Annotated in this window: 9 protein-coding genes; 6 read left to right on the top strand and 3 right to left on the bottom strand. The window is 77.8% G+C overall.

Annotated elements, in window-relative coordinates:
* Positions 1–168: 168 nt before the first annotated feature.
* From WDV86_RS14545 to WDV86_RS14525, 5 genes are all read left to right on the top strand, one after another.
* The gene (locus WDV86_RS14545) at positions 169–2,019 is read left to right on the top strand and encodes an AMP-dependent synthetase/ligase (RefSeq protein ID WP_339568354.1); all 1,851 of its coding nucleotides are present in this window, start codon (positions 169–171) and stop codon (positions 2,017–2,019) included.
* A gap of 162 nt (positions 2,020–2,181) precedes the next feature.
* The gene (locus WDV86_RS14540; protein ID WP_339568353.1) at positions 2,182–3,834 is read left to right on the top strand and encodes a D-alanyl-D-alanine carboxypeptidase family protein; all 1,653 of its coding nucleotides are present in this window, start codon (positions 2,182–2,184) and stop codon (positions 3,832–3,834) included.
* Positions 3,831–4,631: a glycerophosphodiester phosphodiesterase family protein gene (locus WDV86_RS14535; RefSeq protein ID WP_339568352.1), complete on the top strand. Its 801-nt coding sequence runs from the start codon at positions 3,831–3,833 to the stop codon at positions 4,629–4,631. Before WDV86_RS14540 ends, WDV86_RS14535 begins: the two co-directional genes overlap by 4 nt.
* The gene (locus WDV86_RS14530; RefSeq protein WP_339568351.1) at positions 4,628–6,067 is read left to right on the top strand and encodes an MFS transporter; all 1,440 of its coding nucleotides are present in this window, start codon (positions 4,628–4,630) and stop codon (positions 6,065–6,067) included. Before WDV86_RS14535 ends, WDV86_RS14530 begins: the two co-directional genes overlap by 4 nt.
* Before the next feature lie 210 nt (positions 6,068–6,277).
* On the top strand, positions 6,278–6,628 hold the full coding sequence (locus tag WDV86_RS14525) for an RNA polymerase-binding protein RbpA (RefSeq protein WP_339568350.1): 351 nt from the start codon (positions 6,278–6,280) through the stop codon (positions 6,626–6,628).
* 138 nt (positions 6,629–6,766) lie between these two features.
* Here the strand turns inward: WDV86_RS14525 and WDV86_RS14520 are convergent, their stop codons facing one another.
* From WDV86_RS14520 to WDV86_RS14510, 3 genes are all read right to left on the bottom strand, one after another.
* Positions 6,767–7,396, bottom strand: coding sequence for an FxsA family protein (locus tag WDV86_RS14520; protein ID WP_339568349.1), 630 nt, complete (start codon positions 7,394–7,396; stop codon positions 6,767–6,769).
* Positions 7,393–9,153: an apolipoprotein N-acyltransferase gene (gene lnt / locus WDV86_RS14515; RefSeq protein WP_339568348.1), complete on the bottom strand. Its 1,761-nt coding sequence runs from the start codon at positions 9,151–9,153 to the stop codon at positions 7,393–7,395. Before lnt ends, WDV86_RS14520 begins: the two co-directional genes overlap by 4 nt.
* A gap of 318 nt (positions 9,154–9,471) precedes the next feature.
* A complete protein-coding gene (locus WDV86_RS14510; RefSeq protein WP_339568347.1) occupies positions 9,472–11,184 on the bottom strand; it encodes an amidohydrolase in 1,713 nt (570 codons plus the stop codon).
* A gap of 228 nt (positions 11,185–11,412) precedes the next feature.
* Here WDV86_RS14510 and WDV86_RS14505 point away from each other — a divergent pair, with 228 nt between their 5' ends.
* Entirely contained in the window at positions 11,413–12,402 is a 990-nt protein-coding gene (locus WDV86_RS14505; protein ID WP_339568346.1) for a 5'-3' exonuclease, read from the top strand.
* Positions 12,403–12,516 lie beyond the last annotated feature (114 nt).

Genomic DNA, 12,516 nt, shown 5'->3' with positions numbered 1-12,516 from the left:
TCTCCTCACGGCCCCGGCCGTCCGGCCGGTCCGGGGACACTGTGGGGCCTGCCTCGCGGGCGGGCCAACGCACCTGGCCGCGACGCGCCGGCCGCGACGCTGCGACGGCGGGCGAAGCACGTGGCCGATGCCGGCGACCGGCCCCTGCCTGTCTCCTAGGCTGCCCGCATGAGCGCAGCGAAGCCCTCCACCGCCTCGGCCGCGACGAGCCGCACCTGGTGGTGGCAGGTCGACCCGCCGGCGAGCCTCGTCGAGGTGGTCGCGCGGGCGGCCGAGCAGGAGCCGCAGCGCGAGCTGCTCTCGCGCCGGGCCGGCGGCGGCTGGCAGCCCGTCACCGCCGCCCGCTTCGCCGAGGAGGTCGAGGAGGTCGCGCTCGGGCTGCTCGCCTCGGGCATCGCCCCCGGGGACCGCGTCGCCCTCATGGCCCGCACCCGCTACGAGTGGACCCTGCTGGACGCCGCCATCTGGGCCGCGGGCGCCGCCACCGTGCCGGTGTACGAGACGAGCGCCCCCGACCAGCTGCGGTGGATCCTGCAGGACTCCGGCGCCGTCGCCTGCTTCGTCGAGACCCCCAGCCACGCGAAGACCCTCGCCCAGGTCGGGGGGGACCTGCCGGAGCTGCGGACCTCGTGGGTCGTCGACGGCGGTGCCACCGGCGTGCTGCCGACGCTCGGGGACCTCGTCGCCGCCGGCACGGAGCGGGCGGAGGAGGGCCGCGCCGAGCTGGCCCGCCGCCGCGCCGCGCTCACGCGCGACGACGTCGCCACGATCATCTACACCTCGGGGACCACCGGTCGCCCCAAGGGCTGCGTGCTCACGCACGGCAACTTCCTCGTCGAGTGCGGCACCGCCGTCGAGCGGCTGCCCGAGCTGTTCACCGACCCGAGGTCCTCGACGCTGCTCTTCCTGCCGCTGGCGCACGTCTTCGGCCGGATGATCCAGGTGGCCGTCCTCATGGCCCGTTCCCGGATGGGGCACAGCGACGTCGCCCGCATCACCCGGGACCTGCCGACCTTCTCCCCGACCTTCGTGCTCGCCGTCCCCCGCGTGTTCGAGCGGGTCTACGAGACCGCGCGGCGGCGGGCCACCACCGAGGGCAAGGGTGCGATCTTCCAGCGCGCCTCCGACGTCGCGACGGCGTGGAGCAAGGCCCAGGACACCGGTCGTCCGGGCCTGCTGCTGCGGGCCCAGCACGCCCTCTTCGACCGGCTGGTGTACGGCAAGCTCCGGGCGGCCCTCGGCGGCCAGGCCGAGTGGGCCGTCTCGGGCGGCGCGCCGCTCGGGGAGCGCCTCGGCCACTTCTTCCGCGGCATCGGGGTCACCATCCTCGAGGGCTACGGCCTCACCGAGACGACGGCGGCGGCCACCTGCAACACCCCCACCGAGCAGCGCGTCGGCACGGTCGGCAAGGCCCTGCCCGGCTTCGAGGTCCGCATCAGCGAGGGCGGCGAGGTGATGCTGCGCGGCGGGCACGTCTTCCGCGAGTACCTCGGCAACGCGGAGGCCACCAGCGCCGTCCTGGACGCCGACGGCTGGTTCGCCACCGGTGACCTCGGCGAGCTCGACGCCGACGGTTTCCTGCGCATCACCGGCCGCTCCAAGGACATCCTCGTGACGTCCTCGGGCAAGAACGTCTCCCCCGGCCCGCTGGAGGACGCCGTCCGCTCCCACCCGCTCGTCAGCCAGGCCGTCGTCGTCGGCGACGGCCGCAGCAGCATCGGTGCGCTCATCACCCTCGACGAGGAGGCCGTCGCGGCCTGGCTGGAGCAGCAGGGCCGGCCCGCCACCCCGGTGGCCGAGCTGACCGAGGACCCCGACCTGCTCGCCGAGCTGCGCACCGCGGTCGACGCGGCCAACGAGACCGTCTCCTCCGCCGAGGGCATCAAGCGGGTGCGGGTGCTGCCCGTCGACCTCACGGAGGAGGGTGGCCAGCTCACCCCCAGCATGAAGGTCAAGCGGCCGGTCGTCCTGGAGGAGTTCGCCGAGGACGTCGAGGCCATGTACCGCTCCCGCCGCTGAGGCGGCCCCAGCCCCACCCCGCCGTCACCCGGTCGTCACCGGGAGGCCGCGGACGTGGGCCAGGCTCCCGCGTCGGTGCCCCGGCTCCAGGAGGTCGAGGGGCCTGCCGATGCTGGGTCGGACGGGATCGGGCGGCAGGGTCGGACAGGTCGAGGAGCAGCGGTGAGCAGGGCGCGGCAGGGGCACGACGGGCACACCCACGGGGACGGGCCTCTGGGCGGCGCCCGGACGACGGCACCGGACGGTGCCCGCACGCGCCGGTCCTGGCGGGCCGTGGCCCCGCTCGCGACCGCGGTGCTCTGCGCGGGCGCGCTCGTCCCCACCGCCACCGCGTCACCGGCCCGGGCGAGCGCCTCGGCCGCCGTCCCCTCGGCCACCTCGACGGCCAGCCCGACCTCTGGCCCCGCGTCGTCAGCTGCTCCTCCAGCACCGGCGCCGGTCACGGCCTCGCCCAGCCCGGCCCCCGGGCCCGCGCCCGCCCCGGCGCCGTCGCCGTCGCCGACCACCCCGCCCTCGCCCGAGCCCACCGAGCAGGCACCCACCGAGCAGGCCCCGGTCGAGCAGGCCCCGGTCGAGGAGGCCCCGTTCGAGGAGGCCCCGGTCGAGGAGGCGCCAGCCGGGCAGGTGCCGGAGGGCGCCGACGGCGAGGCCTCGACCGGCACGCCGAGCGCCCCGGGCCCGGACCCGGCCGCGCTGGCCGCCTACGAGACGGCGATGGCCGCGTCGGCCGAGGCGATGACCGAGCTGCTCGCCGTCTCGGGCCGGGCGGGCGCCGCCCTCGAGGCCCGCGACGCCGCCCGCGTGCGGCACGACGAGGCCGTGGCCGAGGTCGAGCGCCAGCGCCTGGTGGCCGCCACCGCCGCCACCGTCGTCGCCCGCGAGCGCTCCGCCGTCGGCCGCTGGGCCAGCGCGAGCTACCGGGGCACCGAGGACGTCACCGCGCTGCCCGTCGCGGCCGCGCTGCTGGGCAGCCGGACGACGGCGGAGGTCGGCGACCAGCTGAGCCTCTACGACGCGGTGGGCCGGCACCGCAACCAGAGCGTCCGCGGCGCGCTCGACGCCAAGACGCTGGCCGACCAGGCGCACGCGCGGGCCGCCGCGGCCGAGCAGGAGGCCGTCGCCGCGCAGGCCGACGCGGAGACGCAGGCGGCGGCGGCCGAGGCGGCTCTCGCCGAGCAGCGCGACCTGGCCGCGGCCCTGGACGCCCGGCTGGCCGCGACGCGCGCCGAGCTGGGCCTGCCCGCCGGCGCGTCGGCGCCGGGCGCCGGTGCTCGCCTGGCCCCTGACCCCGCCGCGGGCTCCGCCTTCGACTCCTCGCGCGACCCGGCGGCCCAGCGGGCGGCCAGCGCCGTGCTGGCCGACCTGCCGGCGGGTGCGGGCGGGTGCTCGACGACGGACCTCAGCGCCTACCCCAACGGGGAGATCCCCGCCTCCGCGCTGTGCCCCCTGCAGAGCGCACCCGGCCACCAGCTGCGTGGCGACGCCGCCCGCGCCTTCGACGCCATGAGCCGGGACTACGCCACGGTCTTCGGGACGCCCATCTGCGTCACCGACTCCTACCGGTCGCTGCCCGAGCAGATCTCGGTGAAGGCCCGCAAGCCCGCGCTGGCCGCCACGCCCGGCACCAGCAAGCACGGCCTGGGCCGCGCGGTCGACCTGTGCGGCGGCGTCCAGACCTTCGGCACCCCCCAGCACGAGTGGATGGTCTCGCGGGCGCCGCTCTACGGCTTCTTCCACCCCTCGTGGGCCAAGGCCGGCGGCGCCAAGCCGGAGCCGTGGCACTTCGAGTTCGCCCAGCGCGCCGTCGGCGCGTGAGGCGCGCCCGGCCGCTGCCTCCGGCGCTCGCGGCGCCGGGCCCGCTGCTCGTCGCGCACCGCGGCTTCTCCCCCGCCGGCCACGAGAACTCCCTCGCCGCCTTCGCGGCGGCGCTCGACCTCGGCGCCGACGTCCTGGAGACCGACGTGCACGTCACCTCCGACGGCGTCGTCGTGGCCTTCCACGACGACCGGCTCGACCGGGTCTGCGACGCCCGGGGCGCCGTGGCCGACCTCACCTGGGCGCAGGTCAGCCGGGCCCGTATCGGCGGCACCGAGCCCGTGCCCCGGCTGCAGGACGTGCTCCAGGCCTTCCCCGGCGTCGTCCTCAACGTCGACGTCAAGACGGCGGGTGCCGTCGCCCCCCTCGTCGACCTGCTGCGCCGGGACGGCGCGCACGAGCGGGTCGTCGTGGCGAGCTTCTCCGAGCGCCGCCGCCGCGCCGTCGTGCGCGCCCTGCCGCCGACGACGGCGACCTCCGGCGGCGCCCCCGTCGTGGCGGCGGTCGTGGCCGCGGCCACCGCGCCGCTGCCGCCGCCGGTGCGCCGGGCGGTGCTCGCCCGAGCGCTCGCCGGCGTCGACGTGCTCCAGGTGCCCGTCCGCGTCGCGACGCCCGCGCTGGTGCGGGCGGTGCACGAGGCCGGGGTCCTCGTGCACGTGTGGACGGTCGACGACGTCCCCGGGCTGCACGCCGTCCTCGACCTGGGGGTGGACGGCGTGATGACCGACCGCACCGACCTCGCCGCCCAGGTGCTCGCGGCCCGAGGACGTGCCGGCGGCGCGGGTGGTCCCGCGTGAGCCGGGACGCCGCGGGCCCCTCCCCCGCCGGTCCACCGGCCGGGCCCTCTGCCGCGCTGCGGCGGGAGCGACGCGCCTGGTACGTCTACGACTGGGCGAACTCGGCGTACGTGACGACGACCGGCACGGTGCTCTTCGCCCCCTACCTCACGGCCGTGGCCACGGCGGCGGCCTGCCCGGACCTGCCTGCGGGCGCCGGCTGCGACCAGACCCTCTCGGTGCTCGGCGTGCCGGTCGCGCCGGGCTCGCTCGCCCTGTACACGACGACGGTCTCGACGGCCCTGTCCGCGCTGCTGCTGCCCCTCGTCGGGGCGCTGTGCGACCGGGTCGTGCGCAAGCGCCTCCTGCTCGGCGCCTTCGCGCTCGTCGGCGCCACGGCCGCGGCGTCGATGGTGGCGGTCACGGGCACCGACTGGCAGCTCGGCGTCGTCCTGCAGGTCGTCGCGGGGGCCTCCCTCGGCGCCTCGCTCGTGGTCTACAACGCCCTGCTGCTGGACCTGGCCGGGCCCGACGAGCGCGACGCCGTCTCCAGCCGCGGGTGGGCGCTGGGCTACCTCGGCGGCTTTCTCCTGCTCGCCGCGAACCTCGCCCTGGTCTCCGGTCGGGACGCCCTCGGGCTGACGGAGTCCGAGGCGGTGCGGATCAGCCTGCTCACCGCCGGGCTGTGGTGGGGGGGCTTCAGCCTCGTGCCGGTGCTCGGCCTGCGGGACCGGCCGCTGCGCACGGCGCCCTCGACGCCGCGGCGCCATCGGACGGGTGACGGCGGGGCCCTGGCGCGCAGCCGCGGGGCTCTTGGCGGCACCGTGGGCGAGCTGGCGGAGACCTTCCGGCACGCCCGCGGCTACCCGATGACGCTGCTCATGCTCGTCGCCTACCTCTTCTACAACGACGGCATCCAGACGGTCATCTACGCAGCCAGCCTCTTCGGCACGGTCGAGCTGGGGCTGCCGCAGACGCAGCTCATCACCGCCATCCTCCTGGTCCAGGCCGTCGCCTTCGTCGGCGCCCTGGTCTTCGGCGGGCTCGCGACCCGCTTCGGGGCCTGGCGGACCATCCTCTGGTCGCTCGTCGCCTGGACGGGCGTCGTCGCCGCCGGCTTCCTGCTCCCTCCCGGCCGTTTCGGCCTCTTCCTCGCCCTGGCCACGGCCATCGGCCTCGTCCTGGGCGGCACCCAGGCGATCTCGCGCTCGCTCTTCAGCCAGCTGGTGCCGCTGGGCCGGGAGGCGCAGTACTTCGCGCTCTACCAGGCGGCCGAGCGGGGGACCTCGTGGTTCGGGACGCTCGTCTTCGGGCTGGTCTTCCAGCTCACCGGCTCCTACCGACCAGCCATCGCCTCGCTCGTGGCCTTCTTCGTCGTCGGGGGTGTGCTGCTGCTGCGGGTCGACGTCCGCCGTGGCATCGCCGACGCCGGGCGCGACCAGCCGCGGCGGGTCTGAGGACCCAGCACCGGTCCGCGGCATCCGGGACAGGGTCTGGTACCGAAGTCGTCAGTGGGGCGGACACTCGTTGGAGTGACGGTGTGTACTGCCAGGTGACACTCAGCCACGGCAGGAACACACTGGACCCCCTTGTCCGTTGACGGCGGGAGTACACCGGCGCCCCCACCCTGCGGCGCCGGCTGCAGATGAGGATGGAGGTGGCTCACCATGGCCGACCGGAGCCTGAGAGGCACCCGACTGGGCGCAGCGAGCCTGGAGTCGGACACCGGCGTCGAGCCGGCGCCCCGGCAGATGCGCGAGTACGTGTGCTCGAACGACCACCGCACCGTGGTCCCGCTGTCGGTGGAGGCCGACGTCCCCCCGCTGTGGGAGTGCCGGTGCGGGGAGCAGGCCCTGCTGCGCGACGCCTCTCGCCCCGACGAGAAGCCCGGCAAGCCGCCGCGCACGCACTGGGACATGCTCCTGGAGCGCCGTTCCAAGGACGACCTCCAGGTGCTGCTCGACGAGCGGCTGGAGCTCCTGCGCAACGGGATGCTGCACGCCAAGCGCACCGCCTGAGCGCGCGCCCACGACGACGGCCGCCCCACCCGACGGTGGGGCGGCCGTCGTCGTCCCGGCGCCTCGGGCCGTGGTCGTGCCGGCGCCTCGGGTCCTGGTCGTGCCGCGCGCCTGGTCCCGGACCCCGCGGGGCGGGTCTCACCCGTGGGGCGGGTCGTCCTGGTCCGCGGGGGGAAGGACCCGGCCTCGCAGCGGGTCACCCGTGCCGCCCGGCGCCTCCTGCCCGTGGCCGGGAGCACCGGTACCCCGACCGGCCTCGTCGACGACGACGCGGCCGGGCACGACGTCGCCGCGGCGCAGCCCGGTGACCCGCAGGGCCACGAGCCCGGCGAGGGCACCCAGCAGACGTCGCACGAGAGGTCGCGTCGGTGGGAGCACCGCGAGCAGGCCCGCGACGTCGGAGACGAAGCCCGGCGCCATCAGCAGCAGCGCCCCGAGGACGACCAGACCGGCGTCGGCGAGCTCGCGGCCCGTGCGGGCACCCTCGAGGTCGGCGGGAGAGGACGCCGTCGCCGCACGCTGACGGGCTCCCTCGGCGACGCGGCGCAGGCCGCCGAGCCCGCCGCGTACGAGCACGAGCCCGCCGACGACGACACCGGCGAGCAGGAGCAGCACCGTCCACCCGGCGCCGACGAGGTCTCCGACGAGCAGGATCCCGACGAGCTCGACGGCGACGACGAGGGGCGGTACGGCGGCCAGCCACCGCCGCCGACCCGGCTGACCTCGCCCCGGCGGACGACGCCCCGGCTGACGACGAGAGGTGCTCACCGTGCGCTCCCGGGGGCCACCGCGACCGGCTCGGGGTCGACGTCCGTGCCGGCGCCCTCGGCGGCCGGTGCGTCGTCGCGGCGCCGCCGCCCACCCAGCGCCCCGGCGAGCGCGACGACGCCGCCCAGGACCGACAGCCCGACCTCGGGCCAGGCCCCCAGCCGGGACGCCAGGGTCCGGGTCGTCCGCAGCGGCACCTCGGTGACGAGGACGTCGGGCGTGAAGAGATGAGTGCGGCGCCCGGTGCTGCCGTCCGGGGCGATGACCGCGGAGACGCCGACCGTCGAGGCGTGGACGACAGCCCGCCCCTCCTCCACGGCGCGGACGCGGGAGATCGCCAGCTGCTGCACGCTCTCGTCGGTGAAGCCGAAGGTGGCGTTGTTGGTCGGCACGACGAGCAGCTGCGCCCCGCCGGCCACGACGTCGTCCACGAGGCCGTCGACGACGGGCTCGAAGCAGATGAGCGTCCCGACGCTGGTCCCGGCGACCTCGAGCAGGCCGGGCACCTGCCCGGGGACCATGTCGGCGCGGACGAGGTCGACGGCCGGGCTGAAGGTGCGGAAGAAGTCCCGGTAGGGGACGTACTCGGCGAAGGGCACCGGGTGGCGCTTGGCGTAGACCTGCCCCGGACCGGTCTGGGGGTCCCAGGCGAGGACGACGTTGCGCAAGGCGTCCTCCTCCGCCCCGGCCGCGCCCTCCGGCGCGGCCAGCCCGGTGCCGCGGCTGCCGCGCACGAGCGTCCCGACCAGGAGCGGGGCGTCCACGGCCTGGGCGGCCTCGTCGATCGTGCGGTAAGCGTCGGCGTTGGTGAAGGGGTCGATGTCGCTGGCGTTCTCGGGCCAGACGACGAGGTCGGGCTGGGGCACCTCGCCCGCCGCGACGGCCTCGGCGAGGCGAAGCGTGCCCTGCACGTGGTTGTCGAGGACGGCGCGCCGCTCGGCGTTGAACTCCAGGCCCGGTGCGGGCACGTCGCCCTGCACCGCCGCCACGGTGAGGGTGCCTGCCTCCGCCTCGACCGGCCGGGGGACGAGCGCTCCCCCGCCGCCGGCGGCGACGGCGAGCAGCGCGGGCGCGGCGAGGGCAGCCAGGGCCCGGGTGCGCGGGGGCGGCGCCGTGCCGGCCGCAGCACTCCGCCGGCCGGCGAGGGCCACGAGGAGGCGCAGGGCGACGAGGGCCAGCGCCGCTCCCGTCGTCGCGACGGCGAAGGAGACGAGCGGGGCGCCGCCGACCGCGGCGAGGCCGAGGGTGGGTGCGTCGGCCTGGGAGAAGGCGACGCGGCCCCAGCCGAAGCCGCCGAAGGGGATGCGGGCGCGCAGGGCCTCCACGCCGGTCCAGGCACCACCGGCCGCGAGGGCCTGCAGGACGAGCACCCCGGAGGGCGGCGGGGCCCACCCGGAGCCCGGGACCGGCCCCTGAGCCGACACGGCGCCGGCACCCGGCGTCCATCGGAGCACGAGCACGAGGAGCGCCCCCGCGAGGGCGCAGAAGGCGGCCTGCAGCACCGCGAGCGAGTGCGCGACCGGGCCGACGTACTCGGCGGTCCAGCGCAGCAGGGGCAGGAAGAAGGCCAGCCCGAAGACCATCCCGACGAGCGCACCGGTGCGCACGCCGACGCCGGCGACGGCGGCGACGAGCAGCCCGACGGCGGGGGCGGCGAGCCACCACCACCCCGGCTCGGGGAAGGAGGCCGCGAGCGCCACGCCACCGCTCAGCGCCGCGACGACGCGGACGAGGACGGGTAGGCGAAGGACCACCACGCCAGGGTAGGTCCCGCGAGGGGGCGGACCCGCCCGCCCTTCGGGCCGCCCGAGCCTCGGTGGGGCCGGGGTCTGCGGACGTTGTCTACGGGGCGGACGGGCCCGTCGCTGCTCCACCACGAGGCGCGGTGGCCGCTGACGAAGGTACTCGCGCCCGCCTGGCTGTCAACTGCCTCGACGGGTGGGCGTCTACCGCCCTGACCTGCGACGACGCTGCGTCGTCGCAGGTCAGGGGCGGTGCCTGGTCGCCGCGGGCGACCACCTCGCCGGGCTCACCAGGTCCTCCCCACGGACGGGCCGACGGGTGCACCGTCCTGCTCAGCTGAGGTCGCCGGTGTCGGCCAGCACCCGCCCGGCCCGCAGCAGGCGCAGGCACACCGGCTCGGGGGCCCCGGCGGTGAGGTCGGGCAGCCCCGGCACGCCCGAGCGCGGGTCGGTGCTCCACGTGGAGACGCGGGCGTCGGCGGCCTGGACGACGAGGTCGCCCACCGACCAGACCGCCAGGGTGGCGAGCGCGCCGGGCACGAGCACGCCCTCGCCGTCCCGCCGGGCCGCGCGCCAGCCGCCCCGCGTGGAGGCGAGGAAAGCGGCACGGGCCGACAGCCCGGCCGGCCGAGGGTCGCCGTCCGGCCGTGGGGCTGAGGCCGCCCGGACCCCGCCCCACGGGTCGTAGGGCGTGACGGGCGCGTCCGAGCCGAGCGCCAGCGGGACGCCGGCGGCGGCGAGGTCGGCCAGCGGCGCCAGCCGCGCGGCCCGCTCGGGCCCCAGCCGCTGCTCGTAGCGCCCCCCGGGGCCGCCCCACCGGGCGTCGAAGGCCGGCTGGACGCTCGCGAGGACGCCGAGGCGGGCCAGCTCGGCGACGGCACGCGCGTCCGGGGCCACGAGGTGCTCGACGCGGTGACGGCCGGAGGCCAGCGCGGGCGTGCCGAGCGTGGCCTCGGCGGCCAGCAGCCCGTCGACGAGGGCGTCGCAGGCGGCGTCGCCGATGACGTGGAAGCCCGCCTGGACGCCGGCGCGGGTGCAGGCGACGAGGTGGGCGGCGACGGCGTCGGCGTCCAGGTGCAGGTCGCCGCGGTGGTCGGCGGGCAGGCCCCGGGCGCGCGCGTCAGGAGCGGCCAGGTCGGCGTAGGGCTCGCGCAGCGCGGCGCTGCGGGAGCCGAGCGACCCGTCGACGCAGAGGTCGCCGGCGAGGCCGAGGACGCCGGCGCCCTCGACGTCGGCCAGGTGCGCCGCGACCTGGCCCTCGTCGGCCGCGAGCGCGCCCCAGTAGGCGAGCACCTCGGGGTGCTCGCCGGTCTCCGACAGCGCCCGCAGCGCCCTCAGGTCGTCCGGGGTGGACAGGTGGGGCGCCCCGCACTCGGTGACGGCTGCGACGCCGGCGGCCGCGGCGGCGCCGAGGGACCGGCGGCGGGCGGCGTCCAGGGTGGCGGGGTCCAGGTCGCGGCTGGCCCGAAGCGCCGCCGCGTGCGCCGCCCCGACGAGGACGGCGCTGCCCTCCTCCGGCCGGCCGTCCAGCCCGGCGCGGGCGGCCAGCGCCGAGGAGACCAGGGCGCTGTGGCCGTCGGTCCGCGAGAGCAGCACCGGCGCGCCGCCCGCGGCCCGGTCGAGCTGCCCCAGGGACGGCAGCGCCCTCCCGGCCGGCCCCGTGGGCCAGCCGCCGTCGTCCCAGCCGTGGCCGAGCACCGTCGCCCCGGGCGTCCGCGCCGCGGCCGCGGCGACCCGCTCGAGAAGGTCGACGGCGCTGCGGGCGCCCTCCAGGTCGAGACCGCCGAGGGCCAGGCCGGTCTCGGTGACGTGCACGTGGGCGTCGACGAAGGCCGGCGTCAGCAGCGCCCCGGGGGCCTCGACGACGACGTCGACGCCGCTGCGCCGGGCCAGCGCCGCCTCGTGCGAGCCGACCCAGGCGACCCGGTCGCCCTCGACGAGCAGCGCCGTCGCGAAGGGGTCCGCCGGGGAGTACACCGACGCCGCGAGGTACAGGACGCGGGCGGGGCGCCCGTCGGCGAGAGGGCTCGGTGCGTCGCTGCTCACGGGTGGAGTCTGCCCGTGCCGTCGCGCCGGGCCCCTCCCCGGTCGTCGTCGACTCGCGCGGGCCGCTCCCGCACGCCCACCGGGGAGCCGGGTGCCCGGTGCGCCGGCCGGGTGCGCCCGGGAGCCGCTGACCCGCCGGCGTGGTGGTCGTCTCGACCGGGGCGTGCCGTCCGCGCGCGGCCGCCGGGAGCGGCGGGGGCCCGGCTGGGCAGCCCTAGGCTCGCGCGCATGGACCGCCCTGACCGGCCGCTGCTGCTCCTGGACGCGGCGTCGCTCTACTTCCGCGCCTACCACGGCATCCCGGACTCGGTGGCGGCCCCCGACGGCACGCCGGTCAACGCCCTGCGCGGCTTCCTCGACATGACCGCCCGGCTCGTGGCCGAGCGTCGCCCGGGCGGGCTCGTGGCGTGCTGGGACGACGACTGGCGCCCGCAGTGGCGGGTCGACGCCGTGCCCTCGTACAAGGCCCATCGCGTGGGCGCCGACGGCGGTGAGGAGGCCCCGCGCACCCTCGGGCCGCAGGTCCCCGTCATCGCGGAGGCGCTCGCCGCCGTCGGGCTCGCCCGGGTCGGCGCGCCCGGCTGCGAGGCCGACGACGTCATCGGCACGCTGGCGACCCGCGCGCTCGGCGAGGGTCGCACCGTGGAGGTCGTCACGGGCGACCGTGACCTGTTCCAGCTCGCCGGGCTGGGGGCCCGGACGGGCGAGCACGACGACCACGGCGGCGTGCTCGTGCTGTACACCTCCCGCGGCGTCCGCGACCTGGAGGTCGTGGACGGCGCTCGGCTGGTCGAGCGCTACGGCGTCGCCGATGGGGACCGCTACGCCGACCTCGCCGTCCTGCGCGGGGACCCGAGCGACGGGCTGCCCGGCGTGCCCGGCATCGGGGAGAAGACGGCGGCCACGCTGCTGGAGCGCTTCGGCGACCTCGACGGCGTCCGGGCCGCCGCCGAGGACCCCGGCTCGTCGCTGCGACCGGCCCAGCGCACCCGCCTGGCCGAGGCCGCCGGCTACCTCGACGCCGCGCCGGCCGTCGTCCGGGTCCTGCGGGACGCCGACCTGCCCGACCACGACGACGGCCTGCCGTCCGCACCGGCCGACCCGGCAGCGCTCGCCCGCCTCGCGGGGCGCTACGGCATCGCCTCCAGCCTGCGCCGCCTGCTGGGGGCCCTCGACCTGCCGACGGCTGCCGTCGACGACGCCGACCGGCGCCGCTGACCCTCGACCTGAGGGTCAGGCCCGGCGGCGGGGACCCGCTCAGGCGACTGTTCCGGCGACCCGGTCAGGCGACCCGGTCAGGCGACCCGGCCGGGCGACCCGGCCGGACGACCC

It is taken from the genome of Pseudokineococcus sp. 1T1Z-3 (assembly GCF_037482365.1).
Classification (GTDB): domain Bacteria; phylum Actinomycetota; class Actinomycetes; order Actinomycetales; family Quadrisphaeraceae; genus Pseudokineococcus.
Note: the sequence above shows the minus strand (reverse complement) of the source record. Positions and strands in the feature narration are given on the sequence as shown.